At 64.8% G+C, this 20,199-nt stretch carries 19 protein-coding genes; 12 read left to right on the top strand and 7 right to left on the bottom strand.

What is annotated here, in order from left to right; translation table 11 throughout:
• From sdhA to gltA, 4 genes are all read left to right on the top strand, one after another.
• Positions 1–1,776, top strand: a complete 1,776-nt coding sequence (gene sdhA, locus DCN14_RS04915) for a succinate dehydrogenase flavoprotein subunit (RefSeq protein ID WP_096503989.1) — start codon at positions 1–3, stop codon at positions 1,774–1,776.
• 21 nt (positions 1,777–1,797) lie between these two features.
• Positions 1,798–2,499 (top strand): succinate dehydrogenase iron-sulfur subunit, encoded by a 702-nt coding sequence (locus tag DCN14_RS04920; protein ID WP_038570896.1) that lies wholly within the window; start codon positions 1,798–1,800, stop codon positions 2,497–2,499.
• Positions 2,500–2,505: 6 nt separating this feature from the next.
• Positions 2,506–2,778: a succinate dehydrogenase assembly factor 2 gene (locus tag DCN14_RS04925; protein ID WP_011548107.1), complete on the top strand. Its 273-nt coding sequence runs from the start codon at positions 2,506–2,508 to the stop codon at positions 2,776–2,778.
• A 66-nt stretch (positions 2,779–2,844) separates the two neighbouring features.
• Entirely contained in the window at positions 2,845–4,146 is a 1,302-nt protein-coding gene (gene gltA / locus DCN14_RS04930) for a citrate synthase (protein WP_096503987.1), read from the top strand.
• A gap of 89 nt (positions 4,147–4,235) precedes the next feature.
• Here the strand turns inward: gltA and DCN14_RS04935 are convergent, their stop codons facing one another.
• Positions 4,236–5,222, bottom strand: coding sequence for an AraC family transcriptional regulator (locus DCN14_RS04935; protein ID WP_096503985.1), 987 nt, complete (start codon positions 5,220–5,222; stop codon positions 4,236–4,238).
• Between the two features lie 70 nt (positions 5,223–5,292).
• Between DCN14_RS04935 and DCN14_RS04940 the strand changes: the two genes are divergently transcribed.
• The 6 genes from DCN14_RS04940 (at position 5,293) to DCN14_RS04965 (ending at position 10,699) form a co-directional block, all read left to right on the top strand.
• Complete coding sequence (locus DCN14_RS04940) at positions 5,293–5,682, top strand: VOC family protein (protein WP_096503983.1); 390 nt, start codon at positions 5,293–5,295, stop codon at positions 5,680–5,682.
• Between the two features lie 108 nt (positions 5,683–5,790).
• Entirely contained in the window at positions 5,791–7,041 is a 1,251-nt protein-coding gene (locus DCN14_RS04945; protein WP_096503981.1) for a DUF1479 domain-containing protein, read from the top strand.
• 219 nt (positions 7,042–7,260) lie between these two features.
• Entirely contained in the window at positions 7,261–8,019 is a 759-nt protein-coding gene (locus tag DCN14_RS04950; protein ID WP_096504145.1) for an arginine deiminase family protein, read from the top strand.
• A 101-nt stretch (positions 8,020–8,120) separates the two neighbouring features.
• Positions 8,121–8,585, top strand: coding sequence for an Lrp/AsnC family transcriptional regulator (locus DCN14_RS04955; RefSeq protein WP_096503979.1), 465 nt, complete (start codon positions 8,121–8,123; stop codon positions 8,583–8,585).
• A gap of 138 nt (positions 8,586–8,723) precedes the next feature.
• Positions 8,724–10,256, top strand: coding sequence for an amino acid permease (locus DCN14_RS04960; protein WP_096503977.1), 1,533 nt, complete (start codon positions 8,724–8,726; stop codon positions 10,254–10,256).
• Positions 10,257–10,300: 44 nt separating this feature from the next.
• Complete coding sequence (locus DCN14_RS04965; RefSeq protein ID WP_096503975.1) at positions 10,301–10,699, top strand: DUF4440 domain-containing protein; 399 nt, start codon at positions 10,301–10,303, stop codon at positions 10,697–10,699.
• Positions 10,700–10,754: 55 nt separating this feature from the next.
• Here DCN14_RS04965 and DCN14_RS04970 read toward each other — a convergent pair whose 3' ends face one another.
• Positions 10,755–11,480 carry a glutathione S-transferase gene (locus DCN14_RS04970; RefSeq protein WP_096503973.1) on the bottom strand — a complete coding sequence of 242 codons (726 nt, stop codon included), beginning with the start codon at positions 11,478–11,480 and terminating at the stop codon, positions 10,755–10,757.
• Between the two features lie 530 nt (positions 11,481–12,010).
• Here DCN14_RS04970 and DCN14_RS04975 point away from each other — a divergent pair.
• Positions 12,011–13,021, top strand: coding sequence for an ABC transporter substrate-binding protein (locus DCN14_RS04975; RefSeq protein ID WP_096503971.1), 1,011 nt, complete (start codon positions 12,011–12,013; stop codon positions 13,019–13,021).
• Positions 13,022–13,030: 9 nt separating this feature from the next.
• Positions 13,031–14,791 carry a GMC family oxidoreductase N-terminal domain-containing protein gene (locus DCN14_RS04980; RefSeq protein WP_096503969.1) on the top strand — a complete coding sequence of 587 codons (1,761 nt, stop codon included), beginning with the start codon at positions 13,031–13,033 and terminating at the stop codon, positions 14,789–14,791.
• Between the two features lie 191 nt (positions 14,792–14,982).
• On the opposite strand, the gene DCN14_RS04985 is transcribed toward DCN14_RS04980, so the two are convergent.
• Genes DCN14_RS04985 through DCN14_RS05005 form a run of 5 tightly spaced genes read right to left on the bottom strand, consistent with a single transcriptional unit; the run spans position 14,983 to position 20,172 of the window.
• A complete protein-coding gene (locus DCN14_RS04985) occupies positions 14,983–16,410 on the bottom strand; it encodes an aldehyde dehydrogenase family protein (protein WP_096503967.1) in 1,428 nt (475 codons plus the stop codon).
• Positions 16,411–16,417: 7 nt separating this feature from the next.
• The gene (locus DCN14_RS04990; RefSeq protein WP_096503965.1) at positions 16,418–17,215 is read right to left on the bottom strand and encodes an ABC transporter permease; all 798 of its coding nucleotides are present in this window, start codon (positions 17,213–17,215) and stop codon (positions 16,418–16,420) included.
• On the bottom strand, positions 17,212–18,081 hold the full coding sequence (locus DCN14_RS04995; RefSeq protein ID WP_172441896.1) for an ABC transporter permease: 870 nt from the start codon (positions 18,079–18,081) through the stop codon (positions 17,212–17,214). Before DCN14_RS04995 ends, DCN14_RS04990 begins: the two co-directional genes overlap by 4 nt.
• Positions 18,082–18,128: 47 nt before the next feature.
• On the bottom strand, positions 18,129–19,442 hold the full coding sequence (locus DCN14_RS05000) for an FAD-binding oxidoreductase (protein WP_096504143.1): 1,314 nt from the start codon (positions 19,440–19,442) through the stop codon (positions 18,129–18,131).
• Between the two features lie 16 nt (positions 19,443–19,458).
• Positions 19,459–20,172 (bottom strand): HAD-IA family hydrolase, encoded by a 714-nt coding sequence (locus tag DCN14_RS05005; protein ID WP_096503961.1) that lies wholly within the window; start codon positions 20,170–20,172, stop codon positions 19,459–19,461.
• Positions 20,173–20,199 lie beyond the last annotated feature (27 nt).

Below are 20,199 nucleotides of genomic sequence, written 5' to 3' on the forward strand. Positions count from 1 at the left end.
ATGGCTGCAATCAAAACTTCCCTGCCGCGCCGCAAGTTCGACGTGGTGATCGTCGGCGCGGGCGGCTCGGGCTTGCGCGCAGCGTTGCAACTGTCGCGCGCGGGCCTGTCGGTCGGCGTGCTGTCGAAGGTGTTCCCGACGCGTTCGCACACGGTGGCGGCGCAGGGCGGCATCGGCGCATCGCTCGGCAACATGAGCGAAGACAACTGGCACTTCCACTTCTACGACACGATCAAGGGTTCCGACTGGCTCGGCGACCAGGACGCGATCGAGTTCATGTGCCGCGAAGCACCGAACGTCGTGTACGAACTGGAACACTTCGGCATGCCGTTCGACCGTAACGCCGACGGCACGATCTACCAGCGTCCGTTCGGCGGCCACACCGCGAACTACGGCGAGAAGCCCGTCCAGCGCGCTTGCGCGGCCGCCGACCGTACCGGTCACGCGCTGCTGCACACGCTGTACCAGCAGAACGTCGAAGCGAAGACGCAGTTCTTCGTCGAATGGATGGCGCTCGACCTGATCCGCGACGCCGACGGCGACGTGCTCGGCGTGACGGCCCTCGAGATGGAGACGGGCGACGTCTACATCATGGAAGGCAAGACGACGCTGTTCGCGACGGGCGGCGCAGGCCGGATCTTCGCGGCATCGACCAATGCGTTCATCAACACCGGCGACGGCCTCGGCATGGCGGCCCGTTCGGGCATCGCGCTGCAGGACATGGAGTTCTGGCAGTTCCACCCGACCGGCGTGGCCGGCGCGGGCGTGCTGATCACCGAAGGCGTGCGCGGCGAAGGCGGCATTCTGCGCAACGCGAACGGCGAGCGCTTCATGGAACGCTACGCACCGACGCTGAAGGATCTGGCGCCGCGTGACTTCGTGTCGCGTTCGATGGACCAGGAAATCAAGGAAGGCCGCGGCGTCGGTCCGAACAAGGACCACGTGCTGCTCGACCTGTCGCACATCGGCGCAGAGACGATCATGAAGCGTCTGCCGTCGATCCGCGAAATCGCGCTGAAGTTCGCGAACGTCGATGCGATCAAGGAACCGATCCCGGTCGTCCCGACGATCCACTACCAGATGGGCGGCATCCCGACCAACATCCACGGTCAGGTCGTCGGCACGTCGCGCGACCACAAGGAGCCGGTCAACGGCTTCTACGCAGTGGGCGAATGCTCGTGCGTGTCCGTGCACGGCGCGAACCGCCTCGGCACGAACTCGCTGCTGGACCTCGTGGTGTTCGGCCGTGCGGCCGGCAACCACATCGTCGAGCACGTGAAGAACCAGAAGGAACACAAGCCGCTGCCGGCCGATGCAGGCGAATTCTCGCTGGCACGCCTGGCGAAGCTCGAGAAGTCGAGCTCGGGCGAGTACACGCAGGACGTCGCGAACGACATCCGTTCGACGATGCAGAAGCATGCAGGCGTGTTCCGCACATCGGCGCTGCTGAAGGAAGGCGTCGACGAGATGGCCGGCCTGAAGGCCCGCGTGGAAAACATCCACCTGAAGGACAAGTCGAAGGTGTTCAACACCGCGCGCGTCGAAGCGCTCGAGCTGGAGAACCTGATCGAAGTCGCCCGCGCGACGATGGTGTCGGCGGAAGCGCGCAAGGAAAGCCGTGGCGCGCACGCACACAGCGATTACGAACACCGCGACGACGAGAACTGGCTGCGCCACACGCTGTGGTACAGCGAAGGCGATCGCCTCGACTACAAGCCGGTTCAAATGAAGCCGCTGACGGTCGAATCCGTGCCGCCGAAGCCGCGCACGTTCTAAGCCGAGTCAAAGGAATCCGAAATGGCAAAACGCATTTTTGAAGTCTACCGCTACGATCCGGACAAGGACGCGGCACCGCGCATGCAGACGTACGAGCTCGAGATCAAGCATGAACGCATGCTGCTCGACGCACTGGTCAAGCTGAAGGCAGTGGACGAGACGCTGTCGTTCCGCCGCTCGTGCCGTGAAGGCGTGTGCGGTTCGGACGCGATGAACATTAACGGCAAGAACGGTCTCGCGTGCCTGACGAACCTGAACGACCTGCCGCAGAAGATCGTGCTGCGCCCGCTGCCGGGCCTGCCCGTCGTGCGCGACCTGATCGTCGACATGACGCACTTCTTCAACCAGTATCACTCGATCAAGCCGTACCTGATCAACGACGCGCCGCCGCCGGAGAAGGAACGCCTCCAGTCGCCGGAAGAGCGCGACGAGCTCGACGGCGTGTACGAGTGCATTCTGTGCGCGAGCTGCTCGACGTCGTGCCCGAGCTTCTGGTGGAACCCGGACAAGTTCGTCGGCCCGGCCGGCCTGCTGCAGGCTTACCGCTTCATCGCGGATAGTCGCGACACCGCCACCGGCGAGCGTCTCGACAACCTGGAAGATCCGTACCGTCTGTTCCGTTGCCACACGATCATGAACTGCGTCGACGTTTGCCCGAAGGGCCTGAACCCGACGAAAGCGATCGGCAAGATCAAGGAACTGATGGTTCGCCGCGCGGTTTAAGGTTGTATGAGCGACGATTCGCATCAATCCGACCCGCACCGTCGCGCGCGCCTTCGCTGGCGCGCGCGACGGGGTCTGCTGGAGAACGACATCGTTTTCGAACGGTTCTTCGGCAGATACGAGCATGACCTCACCGATGCAGACGTAGGCGCGTTGTCGCGCCTGCTCGATCTGAGCGACAACGACCTGATGGACTTGCTCCTCGCGCGCAAGGAACCAGAAGGCGACCTAGACAGCCCGGATATTCACCGGCTGTTGGAGATGCTGCGCAACGTGTAACGCCAAGGTGTAACGCGCTGTGCCCGTTATCGAATCCCGTTTCTTTATTTCGATTGAGGATGTGCCATGACTCCGTCTGATGTTAAAGCCACGCTATCGTTCAGCGACAACTCTCCGAGCGTCGAAATGCCGATCTACAAGGGCACGATGGGCCCGGACGTAATCGACATCCGCAAGCTGTACGGCCAGACCGGCAAGTTCACGTATGACCCGGGCTTCATGTCGACGGCAGCTTGTAATTCGGCGATCACGTACATCGACGGCGACAAGGGCGAACTGCTGTACCGCGGCTACCCGATCGACAACCTCGCGCAGAACGCGGACTTCCTCGAGTCCTGCTACCTGCTGCTGAAGGGTGAACTGCCGAACGCAGCGCAGAAGAAGGAATTCGTCGACACCGTCACGAAGCATACGATGGTGCACGAGCAGATGCACTTCTTCTTCCGCGGTTTCCGTCGCGATGCGCACCCGATGGCGGTGCTGGTGGCGGCCGTCGGCGCACTGTCGGCGTTCTATCACGACTCGCTCGACATCAACGACCCGCGTCACCGCGAAGTGTCGGCGATCCGCATGATCGCGAAGCTGCCGACGCTCGTCGCGATGGCGTACAAGTTCAGCATCGGCCAGCCGTTCGTGTATCCGAAGAACGAACTGTCGTACAGCGCGAACTTCATGCACATGATGTTCTCGAACCCGTGCGAAGAGTACAAGGTCAACGACGTGCTCGTCCGCGCACTCGACCGTATCCTGATCCTGCACGCCGATCACGAGCAGAACGCATCGACGTCGACCGTCCGTCTGGCCGGCTCGTCGGGCGCGAACCCGTTCGCATGTATCGCGGCCGGTATCGCATGTCTGTGGGGCCCGGCGCACGGTGGTGCGAACGAAGCCGCGCTGAACATGCTCGAGCAGATCGGTTCGCCGGACAACATTCCCGAATTCATCAAGCAGGTGAAGGACAAGAATTCGGGCGTGAAGCTGATGGGCTTCGGTCACCGCGTGTACAAGAACTACGACCCGCGTGCGAAGCTGATGCGCGAAACGTGCTACGAAGTGCTGAACGAACTGGGCCTGCACGACGACCCGCTGTTCAAGCTCGCGATGCAGCTCGAGAAGATCGCGCTGGAAGACGAGTACTTCGTGTCGCGCAAGCTGTACCCGAACGTCGACTTCTACTCGGGTATCGTTCAGCGCGCGCTGGGCATCCCGACGTCGATGTTCACGTGTATCTTCGCGATGGCACGTACGGTCGGCTGGATCGCACAGTGGAACGAAATGATTGCCGATCCGGAGCAAAAGATCGGCCGTCCGCGTCAGCTGTTCATCGGCGACACGCCGCGCGAAGCGAAGCCGATCAGCGCACGTTAAGTCGTGCGTGGCGCGACGGCCGCGAGGCCGCTCGCGTCCGGCAGGCGCAACGCCTCGACACCCCGGTGGGTCATCCTGCCGGGGTGTTTTCATTTGTGCGGTCGAGGCCGGCCCGGTCCGGTGCTGCGCTCCAGCGACGGCGGCCGCGTATCGAGCGGCGCCGGCGCGTCGGCATCGGGCGCGTGGCCGTGCCGCGCGAAGAACTGCCGGTATGCGCCCGGCGTCATTCCGCGCGCGGCGAGGAACTGGCGGTTGAAGTTCGCCGCGTTCGGAATGCCGCAGCGCGCGGCCACCGTTGCGATCGGCCAGTCGGTGCCGACCAGATGGCGGCACGCATGCGCGAGCCGCAGCCGCTGCACGTAGCGGCCGACGCTTTCGCCGAGGTGCCGCACGAAGAGCCGCTGCAGCGTGCGTTCGGACATGTGTGCCGCCGTGGCGAGTGCGTCGACGCGCAGCGGTTCGTGAAAATGCCGGTCGATCGCGTCGAGCACGCGGTCGAGGCGTTCGGCCTCCGGCGCGGCGACGTCGGCGGCCGCGGCCGTGGCGGTTGCAGCGGGCCGGCCATACGCCTGCGCGGTGGCGAGCGGCTCGCCGCCGGCTTCCGCGAGATCGGCGAGCGTATCGAGCGCGGCCGCGAGGCGGATGCGCGGCGACGCATCGAGCAACTGCGGCAGCCGTGCGCGCATCGCGCGAGCCGTGTCGGCTGCAAAGCTCAGCCCGGGCGCCGCGCGCCGCAGCAGCGAGCGCAGCGGCGCGTATTCGGGGCAGCAGTCGGCCACGCGTCGCGCCCAGTCGCCATCGAACCAGACGACGAGCGCGACTTCGGGCGCGTCGCGATCGATGCGCGCGTTCGACGACCACGTATGCGGCAGGTTGGGCGGCACGAGCACCAGGTCGTCGTCCGTGTAGCGGGCGACGTGATCGCCGACGAAGCGCCGGCCGCGGCTATTGAGCGTCAGCGTCAGTTCGTATTCGGGATGGCGGTGCCATTCGAACGGAATGCGCGCGAGCTGGCGGTGGTACACGCGGATCGAACAGCCGGGGGCGAACGTCACGTGTTCGTACTGCGGTTTCATCACGGCCTCCGGTGGGGCAGGCAACGCGCCGTGGCATGATCGTGAGCATTCGTCACGACGGAGCGATGCCATGTTTTCACATGTTTGCGTGGGTGTCGGCGATACCGCGCGCGCGTACGACTTCTACGCGCCGCTGCTCGCGGAACTCGGGTTGCGTCTGAAGTTCAGCGAGCCGGACGGCTGGTCGGGCTGGATGCCGGCCGATACCGACCGTCCGCTGTTCTTCTTCGGCCGCCCGCTCGACGGCCGCGTGCCGGAACCGGGCAACGGCCATACGATCGCATTTGCCGCGCAGACGCGCGCGCAGGTCGATTGCTGCCATGCGCTCGCACTGCGGCAGGGCGGCACCTGCGAAGGGCCGCCGGGGCTGCGGCCGCACTATCACCCCGACTATTACGGCGCGTATTTCCGCGACCCGGACGGCAACAAGCTGTGCGTGGTGTGTCACCGGGCCGAATGAATCGGTTGTCAGGATTGTATCGATTGTTGGCCGGATAGTGTCGTTGCCGGGTGCGCGGCGGCCGTACGCTGAGCACTCGTCACGACACGATTCAGCGAGGAGACAACGATGCACCTGACGATTGACGATCTGCCCGTCGCGATTGGCGCGGCGAAACGGGCGCTGCGCGCCGATCTGCCCGGCTACGCGGCCACGTTCCGCGAACTGGCGGGCGACATCGCGCGACAGGTCGACGCGATCCGCCGCGCGCACGCGCACGGCCACGACGTGATTCCGGTGCTGCGATTCGCGGATATCGCGAACGGCACCGTCGATCCGGGCGCGATTGCCGCGATCCGCACGCGCGGCGCGGCGGTGATCCGCGGGGTGTTCGACGCGCGGCAGGCGCGCGACTGGAACGACGAGATCGGCGCCTATCTGGAGTCGAACCGCTTCGCCGACCGTCTGCATGCGCGCGCGGAGGATCGCTATTTCGGCAACCTCGCGTCGGGCAAGCCGCAGATCTTCGGCGTCTACTGGTCGAAGCCGCAGGTGGCCGCGCGCCAGTCGCCGGCACTCACGCAGGCACGCGTGTTCCTGAACCGCCTGTGGCGCCATGCGGACGGCGCGCGCACGCATTTCGATCCCGATCAGGTGCCGGCCTACGCGGACCGGATCCGCCGCCGGCCGCCCGGCTCGACGTCGCTCGGGCTGTCGCCGCACGTCGACGGCGGTTCCGTCGAACGCTGGCTCGGCGCGAATTTCCGGCAGGTCTATCGCCACGTGCTGGCCGGCCGGTGGCGCGATTACGACCCGTTCGACGCGGCGTTCCGCCCGGATGTCGAGGAGATTCCGTCGCCGGCCGTATGCTCGATGTTTCGCACGTTCCAGGGCTGGACCGCGCTGACGCCGCAAGGGCCGGGCGACGGCACGCTGCAGCTGATTCCGGTCGCGAACGCGATGGCGTATGTCGTGCTGCGCGCGCTGCAGGACGACGTCGCCGACGATGATCTGTGCGGCGCACGTCCGGGCCGCGCGTTGTCGATCCTGCCGGAATGGCATGCGCTGCTGCTCGACGCGCTGGTGCCGATTCCGCACATGGAGCCGGGCGATGCGGTGTTCTGGCACGGCGACGTCGTGCATGCGGTGGAGGATGCGCATCGCGGCAACGGCGACAGCAACGTGATGTACATCGCGGCCGCGCCCGGTTGCGCGAAGAACGATGCGTACCTGCAGCGCCAGCGGGTCGCGTTCCTGCGCGGCGACAGCCCGCCCGATTTCCCGGCAGACCATTTCGAGGTCGACTTCGACGGGCGGGCGGGGGCGGGCGATCTCACCGCACCCGGCCGCGCGCAGATGGGGTTCGAGCCGCTCGCGTAACGGCCGCGCCGCGCCGCACAGGCAGCGCCGGCGGCCGTTTGCGCCGCGGTCGGAGGCCGTCTGCCGAATCCGCTGCATCGCGCATGCAATTCGACGCGATCGGCTGCGGACACTCGTGAAATCGACGCGAATTGCGCAATTTGGCTTCCGATAATGGTCCGGACACAACGCAGCTGCCCCGTGCGCCGCACGGGGGAAGCGATGACCATGGAGAAGTCGATGCAATTCACGCAAGCGATCGTTCGCCGTCCCGCGCCGTCCTGTGGCGCGGGTCTCACCACCGCCGTGCTCGGTGCGCCGGACTACGACAAGACCCTCACGCAGTTCCACGCGTACTGCGATGCGCTGCGCGGGCTCGGCGTCGAGCTGACCGAGCTGCCGCCGCTGGACGCATTCCCCGATTCGCACTTCGTCGAGGACGTCGCCGTCGTGACGCCCGAGTTCGCGGTGATCACGCGCCCCGGCGCGCCCGCACGGCGCGGCGAGACGGTACACATCGAAGCGGCGCTGGGCGCGCATCGCGACCTGCTGCCGATGCAGGCCGGCCGTCTCGACGGCGGCGACGTGATGCTGGTCGGCAAGCGCTTCTTCATCGGCCTGACGAGCCGCACCGACGCCGAAGGCATCGCCGCGTTCGAATCGCTGGTGTCGCGCTACGGCTATTCGGTCGTCGCGGTGCCGGTCGGCGCCGGCCTGCACCTGAAGTCGGTCGTCAACGCGCTCGGCGACGACACGCTGCTCGTGACCGAGGCGCTGGCCGCACATCCGGCGTTCGCCGACTATCGCCGGATCGCGATTTCGGCCGCCGACGAATATGCGGGCAACACGCTGCGCGTGAACGGCACGCTGATCACGCCGGCCGGCTATCCGCGCGTGCACGACGCGATCGGCTCGCTCGGGCTGCCGCTGCACGTGATCGACACGAGCGAGTTCCGCAAGATGGACGGCGGCCTGACCTGCCTGTCGCTGCGGTTCTAGCCGATTGGCGCGCGGCCGCTTCGGCCGGATAATGTGGCCCCCGCGCGGAACTGGAGGAGATGCTCCGCGCACCAGCCACGACCCGACCGGAGCGAACGCGGATGACCGACAAGAAGATGCAGCTCGACAAGATCGATTTACGGATCCTCGACATCCTGCGCACCGACGGACGAATCTCGTACCGGAAGCTGTCGGAGCGCGTGAACCTCACGCCGCGCCCGTGCCAGGCGCGCGTGGAACGGCTCGAGGCGCTCGGCGTGATCGAAGGCTACCGCGCGGTGATCAAGGCGCCGCGCGCGACCAAGCCGATCGTCGTGATCGCGCAGATCGTGCTGGCCGATCATGGGCGTTCGCAGGCGCCGTTCGAGGACGAGATGCGGGCGAATCCGGCCGTGCTCGATTGCTGGCTCGTCAGCGGTACGTTCGATTTTCTCGTGCGGCTCGCGTGCGAGGATCTCGACGAATACCGGCGGATCGCGAACGCGTGGCTGGAAAGTTCGCGTTTCCGGATCGAGAAGATCGTGACGACGGCCGAGCTGCAGGCGATCAAGCGCAGCGTCGTCTGACGGGGCAGTGCGCGTACGGGCCGGCGGCAGCGGATGCGCGGCCCGTCGGGCAGCGCCGGTTTCGATGCGAATAACCAGCGCGATCGATTGGTATTCCGAATCAAATCGATCGCGCCGAATCCAATCAGGGTGAACACTATGGATGCTTTGCAAGCGGCAGCTCAGACGGCCGCACCGTCCGGGACGGTGCTCAAGCGCCGGCTGCAGAGCCGCCACATCGCGATGATCGCGATCGGCGGCTCGATCGGCACGGGCTTGTTCGTTGCATCGGGCGCGTCGGTTGCGCAGGCCGGGCCCGGCGGTGCGATCGCCGCGTATATCGCGATCGGGCTGATGGTCTACTTCGTCGTCACCGGGTTGGGCGAGATGGCCGCGCTGATGCCGGTGTCGGGATCGTTCGCGGTCTACGGCGAGAAGTACGTCGACGAGGGCTTCGGCGTCGCGCTCGGCTGGACCTACTGGTACAGCTGGGCCGTGACGATCGCGATCGAGCTGGTCGCCGGGCAGATCGTGATGCGCTACTGGTTTCCGGAGATTCCGGGCGTGTGGTGGGGTGCCGGGTTCCTCGTGCTGATCTTCCTGTTGAATACGTTGTCCGTACGCGGCTTCGGCGAATCCGAATACTGGTTCTCGCTGATCAAGGTCGTCACCGTGATCGCGTTCATCGCGGCCGGGCTGCTGATCGCGGCCGGCCTGCTCGGCAACGGGCATCCGGTCGGCTTGCGCAACTTCAGGATCGGCGACGCGCCGTTCGTCGGCGGCGTGCACGCGATGATGAGCGTCGCGCTGATCGCGGGATTCTCGTTTCTCGGCACCGAGCTCGTCGGGATCACCGCCGGCGAATCGGAAAACCCGCGCAAGACGATCCCGCGCGCGGTGAAGCAGATCTTCTGGCGGATCATGCTGTTCTACGTGTTCGCGATTTTCGTGATCGGGCTGCTGGTGCCGTACACCGATCCGAACCTGCTGAAGAGCGACGTGACCGACATCGGCGTGAGCCCGTTCACGCTGGTATTCAGCCATGCGGGCTTCCGGCTTGCCGCCGGCGCGATGAACCTGGTGATCCTGACGGCCGTGCTGTCGGCCGGCAACTCCGGCACGTATGCGGCCACGCGGATGCTGTACAACCTCGCGGCCGAAGGCCGTGCGCCCGCGATGTTCGCGACGCTGTCGCCGGGCGGCGTGCCGCGCAACGCGCTGTACGCGACGATGGCGGTGGGCGGGCTGTGCTTTCTGACCTCGCTGACCAACAACCAGAGCATCTACCTGTGGCTGCTCAATACGGTCGGCATCACCGGCTTCATCGCATGGCTCGGCATCGCGGTCTGCCATTACCGGTTCCGCAAGGGTTTCCTGAAACAGGGCTACCGGCTCGACCAGTTGCCGTACCGCGCGAAATGGTTCCCGTTCGGGCCGCTGTTCGCGATCGCGGTCTGCATCGTGATCTCGCTCGGGCAGGATTACCAGGCGTTCTTCGCGACCCGCATCGACTGGATGGAAGTGCTGTCGATCTACGTGTGGATTCCGCTGTTCGTCGCGATCTGGTGGGCGTATCGCCGCGCGCGCAAGAGCCGGCTCGTGCGGTACGAGGAGATGGATATCGGCCCGTGGTTGACGCGTTCGGTCGAGGCCGTCGATGCGGCGGCGACGCAGCACGGGCCATCGCACTGAGCGTTCATTCGCGCCGGCTGTTTCATCACGAACCTGAGAGAACCATGCATCTGCCGGATCCGTTTTTCAACGAAATCGTCGACGCGCACGTCGACATCGAATGCTGGCTGTCGGGCCGTGCGCAGCCCGACCGGTTTGCGCCGCTGCTCGCGCGTTTTTCGCCGGAGTTTTCGATGATCACGTTGCAGGGCGCGACGATCGGCCACGCGGGCGTTGCCGCGTTGTTCTCGCACGGGCACGGCGCCCGCCCGGGGCTCGCGATCGGCATCGACGAACTGCGCGGGATTGCCGTGTGGTCCGACGGCACGGTGATCGGTTATCGCGAGACGCAGACCGACGGGCAAGGGCGACGCACGGTCCGGCGCTCGACCGCCGTGCTGCGACGCGAAGCGGACGGCCATATCGTATGGCTGCACCTGCACGAGACGCCGGTGACCGCCTGAACGAGCGCGGGTGCCGCCGCGCGGCTGGCGCGCGGCGCCGCGGCCGGTCGTGACGTTACCGATCCAGCTCCGGATAGTGCCGGAAGATGCCCATGTCGTTGAACGGGATGCGGCGCTCCGATTCGAGATAGCGCGCGATGGGCGGGTGCGCGGCAACGCGGTCATGCAGGCCGACGAGCCCCGCAACCTTGCGTTCCGCGCGCTTCATCGCTTTCGGGAACGCGTAACGCAGCCCTTCGATCAGCTGGAATATCGACAGGTCGACGTAACTGAGCGCGCTGCCCGCGATATAGCCGCCCTTGTGCGGATTCTGCGCGAGCACGCGATCGAAGTAGCCGAGGAACTTCGGTAGCCGGGTCTCGAGGAAATCGGCCGCGCGCTCGGCGGCCTCGGCCTTCTGATCCTCGTAGTACAGGCCGCTGCTGATCGGGTGATGCGTGTCGTGGATCTCGGTGACGAAGTCGGCGACGGTCAACTGGAGCTGATGCACCCACAGCCGGCCGGCCTCGTCGTCGGGCGCGAGCCCGAGCCGCGCGCCGAGAAACAGCAGGATGTTCGCGGCCTGCCCGACGAGCACATCGCCGGCCTTCAGGAACGGCGGCGCGAACGGCACGTGTTCGGCCTTCGCGCTGTCCATCATGTGCATCATTGCCGACACGCCCATGCCGCGCCCCGATTCGCGCGCGACGTCGACATAGTCGGCCTCGGTCGCTTCCAGCGCGAGCCGGACGTATTCGCCGCGGCCCTGGATTTCGGGCCAGTAATAGAGTTCGTATCGCATGCGGTGCTCCTGTCCGGTCGATGCGTCAGGCGATGCCCGCATCGTGATGGCGGGGAGGGCGGCCGCGCGCCGCCCGTTGCGAATAGACAGTCTAGGTTGTTCGCATACAAACGGCCATGCGAATGCCCGAAATCGATCATCCGCCAGGGGATTACCTGCGGGGCACACGGCGAGGCGCAAGGCGCGCCGCTGGGCGAGCCAAACAAGCGGCGCACGACGCCGCCATGCAGTCGATTTCGGGTGTTCCCGAGGCGTTGCCCCGGTAAAGGGGCAACGCATGGTCGTTTGTATGTGGACAGATCCTGCTACCCTGACATAACTTCAGGTCATAGCCACTACAACAATTCCGGCGTTGCCCCCGTCTATTTGACTCAATATATTTTTATTCAAGCGCGCGCGGTAGCTGCTTCGTCAAAAGAGCGGCGCTGCGCGGCCTGCATGACTGCCACCGCTTAACCCCTTGTCAAGGAAACGCCGTGAAGAATATTGCCAGGTTTCGTCGTTCGTGCTTCTTGCTTCGCCCGCTTGCCATGACTTTGACGCTGAGCATCGCGGCCACCGCGCCTGCCTTCGCTGCCGGAAAAATCACGTTCGTCTCGCAGGGTGGCGCGTATCAGGAAGCGCAGACCAAGGCAATTCTCGATCCCGCCGCGAAGGCACTCGGCATCACCATCAATCAGGACAGCATTCCGGACGCGTATCCGTCGATCAAGGCGCAGGCCGCAGCCGGCAAGCCGATCTGGGACGTGATCGATACTCCGACCTCGAATTGTCTGCGCGGCGGCCGCGAAGGTCTGCTCGAAAAGCTCGATTTCTCGAAGATCCCCAACGCCGCCGCGATGCCGGAGAAATACCGCACGCCATACTCGGCCGCCTATGAGTTCTATTCGACCGTCATCGGCTACAACAAGAAGACGCTCAAGAAAGTGCCGCAAAGCTGGAAGGATTTCTGGGACGTGAAGAATTTCCCCGGCACGCGCGCGCTGCGCAACGACCCCATGACCGTGCTCGAAGCCGCCCTGCTCGCAGACGGCGTGCCGCGCGACAAGCTCTATCCGCTCGACGTGGACCGTGCGTTCAAGAAGCTCGAACAGATCAAGCCGAACATCACGGTGTGGTGGACGTCGGGCGGCCAGTCGGCGCAATTGCTGCACGACGGCGAAGTGGATATGACGATGATCTGGAACGGCCGCGTCAGCGCCGTGATGAAGGACGATCCAGACGTCGGCTTCACGTTCAATGACGGCATCCTTCAAAACACCCAGCTTTGCGTGCTGAAGAACGCGCCGAATCTGAGCGATGCCATGCGCTTCATGAACGCGGCATTGTCACCGGAATTGCAGGCGAATCTGCCGCTGTATATCGATTACGGTCCGGGCAATCCAGCAGCGTTCAAGACCGGCAAGATCACCGACAAACGTGCGGCGGAACTGCCGTCGTCGCCGGCAAATGCGGCGAAGCAGGCGCTGATGTCGGAAGAGTGGTGGGCGTCGGAGCCGGGCATTCAGGCGAAGGCGCGCTGGCTCAAGTTCATGCAGTAACGCAGTGTCGTGATCGACTATCTGATCCTGGGCGGCGGCTCGGCGGGATGCGTGCTGGCCGCGCGCCTTTCTGAGGATGCGGGCGCGAACGTGTGCATCGTCGAAGCGGGGCGCAATATCTCCGCCCAGACCATGCCCGATGCGATCCGCAGCCGCTATCCGGGCCGCGCGTATCTCGACACGCACCATATCTGGCAGACGCTGAAGGCGCGCATGAGCGTCTCGAGGCACGCGCCGATGCGTCGCTACGAGCAGGCGCGCGTGCTCGGCGGCGGCTCGGCGATCAACGCGATGATGGCCAATCGCGGCGCGCCCGCCGATTACGACGAGTGGGAAGCGCTGGGCGCCGCCGGCTGGAACTGGCAGTCGTGTCTGCCGTATTTCCGCAAGCTCGAATCGGATTGCGATTTCAGCGGGCCATTACATGGCAGCGATGGACCCGTGCGTATCGAGCGCACCGAATGGTCGCGCATTTCGCCGTTCGTGCGTTCGGTGCTGCATACGCTCGGCAAGACCGGACACGCGTTGCATGACGATCAAAACGGGCCGTGGGAAGACGGCGCGTTTATCGGCTCGATTGCGGTAAGCGCCGGAGGCGAGCGCATTCCCACCTCGGTTTGCTATCTCGACGATACGGTTCGCGCCCGTCGCAATCTTTCGATTCGTACTGGCGAAATCGTCGAACGCGTGCTGTTCGATGGCAAGCGCGCGGTCGGTGCGCGCGTGCTGCGCGCCGATGGATCGCGCGAGGAAGTGCGGGCGCGCTGCGTGATCGTATCGTCGGGCGCGATTCATACGCCGGCGCTGTTGATGCGCAGCGGTATCGGTCCGGGCGATGAACTGGCGAAGCATGGAATCGACATCGTATGTGATCGTGCGGGCGTGGGACGCAATCTGATGGAGCATCCGTCGATCGCGGTATCGGCTTTTTTGCCGCGTGACGCGCGCACGCCGTTCCCCGACGAGCATCACGAACAGGCGATCGTGCGTTTCTCGTCGCACTTGCCGAACACGGTTCCCGGCGATATGCACGGCGCGATTTTGTCCCGTTCGGGCTGGCATTCGGTGGGGTATCGGCTGGGGACGATTTTCTTTTGGGTCAACAAGTCGTATTCGCGTGGGCGCGTGACGCTGGCGTCTTCTTCCGCGTCCGATGAACCCAACGTCGATTTCGCGATGCTCTCTGATTCGCGCGATCTCGAGCGCTTGAAGCTGGCGTTGCGCTTCGGCGCGGCGACGCTGGCCTCGCCATTGATGGCAGGCTCGCGCGATGTGGTTTTCCCGTCGAGCTATTCGCCGCGGGTGGCGGCGGTGGCCGTTCCGGGCACGTGGAACGCGATCCAGCGCGGTTTGCTGAGTGGCATGCTCGATATGGCCGGGCCGTTGCGCGCCGCGCTGATCAAAGGCGTGGTGACGCAAGGCGTGACCATCGACGAACTCCTTGCCGACGATGCCGCGATGACGCAGTTCGTCACGTGCTCGGTCGGCGGTACGTGGCACCCGTCCGGCACCTGCCGCATGGGCGCCGCCGACGATTCCCTCGCCGTTACCGATTCGCGCGGCGGGGTGTATGGCGTCGAAGGTCTGCATGTCTGCGATGCATCGCTGATGCCGTCGATTCCGTGCGCGAATACGAATGTGCCGACGGTGATGATGGCGGAGCGGGTGGCGGATGCGTTGCGCTACCGTTTGGCGAGCGATTCGCGGTCCGGCTCCGAAAGCAGTGAGGCCGCGATTGAAGCCGGAACTCGGATTTCCCGTGCGCTCTGAACGATCGTCCAGCCGATACCAGGGGCAATGAAGCGAATAGCGATCGCCGCAATCCATGCGCCGGTCGGGGTAGCGCCGCCACGCCAGCTTCAAGTGCGCATCGGGTTTGCTCGCCGTGGGTATTGTGCGCGGAGTACGCTCACTTCCTTTTGCACCGTCGCGTCGTAAAGGCTATTAGCCGCGGCCCGAGATCACGCCCCAAACCCGACAATCCCTTTCACTTCCAGAAACGCTTCCAACCCCCACTCACCATATTCGCGTCCATTTCCCGACTGCTTGTACCCGCCAAACGGCGAACCCGGGTCCCACGCCGGATAATTCACGTACACGCTTCCCGCGCGCATCCGAAAGGCCACGCGCCGCGCCCGTTCCTGATTCGCCGATTGCACATAGGCCGCCAGACCAAACGGCGTATCGTTGGCAATCGCGATAGCTTCTTCTTCATCGCGATACGGCATGATCGCCAGCACCGGCCCGAAGATTTCCTCACGCGCGATGGTCATCGACGGATTCACGTTGGCGAAGATGGTGGGCTTGACGTAATAGCCGCGATCCAAGCCATCGGGACGATCCAGACCACCCGCCACCAGCTTCGCCCCTTCGTCGATACCCACGCCGATCAACCGCTGCACGCGCTGATACTGAACATCGCTGACGACCGGCCCCATCGTCGTCGAAGCATCGTCAGCACGGCCGACGCGCACCGCGCCCGCCGCGCGCGATGCAATCGCCACCGCCTCATCGTGCCGCGATGCGGGCACCAGCATGCGCGTCGGCGCATTGCACGACTGACCGCTGTTGCCGAAGCACGCGTTCACGCCCGCCGTTACGGCCGCTTCGAAATCGACATCGTCGAGCAGAATGTTGGCGGATTTACCGCCCAGTTCCTGATGCACACGCTTGACCGTTGGCGCCGCGAGTCGTGCAATCTCGACGCCCGCGCGTGTCGATCCCGTGAACGACACCATGTCCACGTCCGGATGCGCGCACAGCGCGGCGCCGACCGTGGGGCCATCGCCGTTGATGAGGTTGAATACGCCCGCAGGCACGCCCGCTGCTTCGAGAATTTCGGCGAAGAGAATCGCGTTCATCGGCGAGACTTCGCTGGGCTTGAGCACCACCGCGCAACCCGCGGCCAGCGCCGGCGCGACCTTGCAGACGATCTGATTGATCGGCCAGTTCCACGGCGTAATGAGCGCCGCCACGCCGACCGGTTCGTGATTGATGAGAGTCGTGCCCTTCCTGCGCTGCCACGGAAAATGTTCGATGGCGTACAGCGTTTCCTCGAGGTGCCGACGGCCCAATCCCGCCTGCCACGCGTGCGCGAGTTTCTTCGGCGCGCCGATCTCGCGCATGATGACATCGGCCATTTCGTCGTAGCGCGCCAGGTACGCTTCGAGCACGCTTTGCAACAACGCGACGCGCTCCGCCACGCTCGTTTGCGAGAATGTGACGAACGCGCGTTTCGCCGCCGCGACCGCGCGATCCACGTCGTGTTCATCGCCTAAAGCGACATCGCCCAAAGACGTTTCCGTCGACGGATCGATCACCGGCAGACGCTCGCTGCCCGAAGGCTCGACCCATTCGCCATCGATATAAAACTGCTGGAGATGTCGCATGTAATCCTCAGGCTCGTGCCGCGGCATTGGAACGGCGGCTGATAACGACGAACATCACCAGGCACAAGGTCAGTGCGGTCAGCATGGTGCTGATCGCGGCGATGGTCGGGTCGATTTCATCGCGCAAGGTGACGAACATGCGGCGCGTCAGCGTCTGATTCGGGCCGCCCGAAATGAACAGCGCCACGACGGTTTCATCGAGCGCCTGGATGAAGACGAACACCGCGCCGGAAATCACGCTCGCCTTGATCTGCGGCAGCGTCACCGCCATGAACGCGCGAAAGCGATTCATGCCGAGGCTGCGCGCGACCATCTCCTGCGTGCGGTCGAAGGTGCGCAAATCCGCGCCGACTGAAATCAGCACGTACGGCAGACCGAGCATGGTATCCGCGACGATCAGACCCGTCAGCGTATTCACATAACCCGCCTGCGAGAACACGAAGAACACGCCCACCGCGACGATGATGATCGGCACCATCAGCGGCAGCATGAGAATCGTGCGCAAGTACTTGAGCCACGGATGCGAGCCGTACTGAATGCCGTACGCCGCCATGATGCCGAGCGGCGTCGCGATCAGCGCGGCACACGTCGATGCGGCGAACGTCGTCTTGGCGGCTTCGATCCACGCGGGGTTATCGAAGAAAGCGTGATACCAGCGCAGCGAATACCCCGGCGGCGGGAAGGTGAGAAAGCGCGCGTCCGAGAACGACAAGGGCACGACGATGATCACCGGGATCATCAGAAACGCCAGAATCAGCATCACCGATGCGCCCAGCGTCACGCGTCCGAACGAGAGTGAGTTCATTTTGCCCCCAGCGTCTTTTCGAGCGGAATCACGCGGCTCACGGCATAGAAGATCGCAAACACGCAGACCAGCAGGGCCACGCTCACGGCGCTCGCCGCGCCCCAGCTGTTGTAGATCTCGACGTTGCGGCTGACGATCATGGAGACCATCATCGACTTGCCGCCGCCCATCAGTTCCGGCGTGATGTAGAAGCCCAGGCACAGGATGAAAACGAGCGTCACGCCTGCAAGCACGCCGCTCATCGACAAAGGCAGGAACACGCGCAGGAACACATGCACGGGCGAGCCGCCGAGACTCGCGCCCGCCTGCGACAGGTTCGCGGGGATCTTCTGCATCGCCGAATACAGCGGCAAGACCATGAACGGCAGCAGAATGTGAACCATCGCGATCACGGTGCCGAACTGGTTATACGAAAGCTGCAAAGGCCGATCGATCAATCCCATGCTCAATAAGGCCTTGTTGATAAGGCCGGTCCGTTGCAGCAGCACGAGCCACGCATACGTGCGCACGAGCACGCTGGTCCAGAACGGCAGCATCACCATGCCGAGCACCAGCGCGCTCCATCGCGGCGAGATCGATGCCGCGAAATACGCCACCGGATAACCGAGTAATAACGTGATTACCGTGACGATCAGACTGAGCTTGAAGGTCAGCAGAAACGTATCGAGATAAGCGCCGGTGAACACGCGCTTGTAGTTGGCGAGTGTGAAGCCGCCATCGTGATAGATCGATTCCCACGAAAGCCACGCCAGCGGCACCACCAGCAGCACCACGACCACGAGCAGCGCGGGCGCCATCAGAAGCAGCATCGCGCGGTCTTCGCGTTGCTGGTGGCGTACCGAAGGGTCGGTCGATACTGCGTGCATCGCGGTCGGGTCCTGAAAAATCCGTTGAGTCCGTTTGGCTGTCGTCATCATGCACCCACGGCGTCGAGAAACTGATACCACGCAGCGACGAGCCTGACGCCCGGCGCGCGCAGCGCGTGAAACGGCACGGGCCGCAAGCCATCCTGCGCAAGCAACGCCAGTTCGGGCTTTTCGCCCAGCGCGAGCGCCGCCGCGTGCTGCCCGATCAGACTGGCCATCGCCACGCCCGCGCCGTTGTAGCCCAGACAGAACACGGTGGCGTCGTCGCTGCGGCCGACGTGCGGCAGCGCATTGAAGGTCATGCCGACATAGCCCGACCAGCGATACGCCACCGGCACGCCCACGAGCATCGGGAACAGCGCGATCATCGCGCGTTGCAGCGCATCGAAACCGGTCGGCGCGCCTTCCTTGCCGAATGCGTCGCGCCCGCCGAAGAGCATGCGGCCATCGACCTTGCGGAACCACTTCATCATGCGGCGCGTTTCGGTGTAGCTGCGTCGATTGACCATCAATTGCGCATCGAGCTCGGGCGATAGCTTCGCCGTTGCGATCATCGCGCTTCGGAAGGGGACGAGTTCGCGATGATAGGACGATGTCGCATCGGTCAGGTTCGAGTACGCGTTAGTCGCGACGATCACCTGTTTCGCGCGCACCGTGCCGCCGGGCGCTTTCAGCACGACGCGCTTGTCGTCGGCGCGCGACATGCCGGTCACCGGCGTGTTTTCGTAGATCGGCACGCCGCGCGATTCGATACCGGCCGCCAGGCCGCGTACGTATTCGAGCGGCAGAATGGTGCCCGCGTCCGCGCTCAGCACGCCGCCGACGAAGCCCTTCGATCCGGTTTCGTGCTCGATCTGCGCGCGCGATTGCACGCTCATCGACGTGTCGTTGAGCGTGGTTCGCACCCAGTCGGCTTCCGCCTTGATCGATTCGAGCGCGCGATCCGTATGCGCGCACCGCAAGCTGCCGGTATGTTCGAAGCGCGCCTTGTCGAGCTTGAATTCGTCGAGCAGCGCTTCGACCGCGCGCACGCCGTCATGCGCCAGCCGATGCATGCGCACGGCGACATCGACACCGAAGGTATGGGCGATGGCCGGAAACGACGGCCGGAATTTCGACGACACCACGCCGCCGTTGCGCCCGCTTGCGCCCCAGCCGACCGGATTCGCATCCAGCACCGCGCACGCGACGCCGCGTTTCTGCAATGCGTACGCGGCGGTCAGCCCCGAGTAGCCCGCGCCGATGATCGCCACCTCGACATCGAGATCGCGGGCGAGCGGCGCTCGCGGATCGGCGGGTGCGGCGAGCGCACGCCAGAGCGAATCGGCGTGCGGGCGTGGCGGTGTCGTCGGGGCGCGCATGGGCTTCGGCCTCGCCTTATGCGGCTGCGCGGACTTCGGCTTCGACGGCATCCGCGAGCGCGGCGAGCGTTGCGAACCTGAAGGTCGGCGTTGTCACGGATTCGGGTGTGGGCGTCGCACCGAAACCTTTCTGGCCCTGACGACGTTCGATCCAGCACGTCGCATAACCCAGCTTCGTCGCCACGCCGATATCGTGATACTGGCTCTGCGCCGTGTGCAGAATCTCCTCGAACTTGTAGCCGAAGGCGGCCTGACGTCCTCGGTTGTACGCGAAGAATTGCGGATCGGGCTTGGGGACGCCGGTTTCGTCGCAGCAGACGGTGTCATCGAACGGATTGCCGAGCGTGTGCGCATACGCGGACAACGCGACGCGGTCGGCGTTGGTCATGGCGACGAGGCGGAAGTGCTTGCGCAGACGCTTCAGTGCAGCGACCGAGTCTTCGAATGCGGGCCAGTCGAGCACGTCGCGCTGGAAGGCGGCGGCGGTTTGCGCGTCATCGGGCAGGCCCAGTTCCCTGGCGAGATGCAGGTAGACGTTGGCCATCGCGTGGCTGGAGCGGCCGGGATATTTCGCGCGGCCATCCATGTACGGTCCGAAAATCTGGTCGTCGGCCAGGTCCTGCGCCTTTGCGCCGCCGAGACGGTGCACGGAATCGAGCACGCCCTTTTCGAAGTTGATCAGCGTGCCGACGACATCGAACGTCAGGACCTTGAAATCGAGGAGATTCATTGCTTCATCCTTTGCAGTTGCGTTTGC

The sequence above is a fragment of the Burkholderia sp. IDO3 genome (assembly GCF_003366075.1).
In the GTDB taxonomy this organism is placed as follows: Bacteria; Pseudomonadota; Gammaproteobacteria; order Burkholderiales; family Burkholderiaceae; genus Burkholderia; species Burkholderia anthina.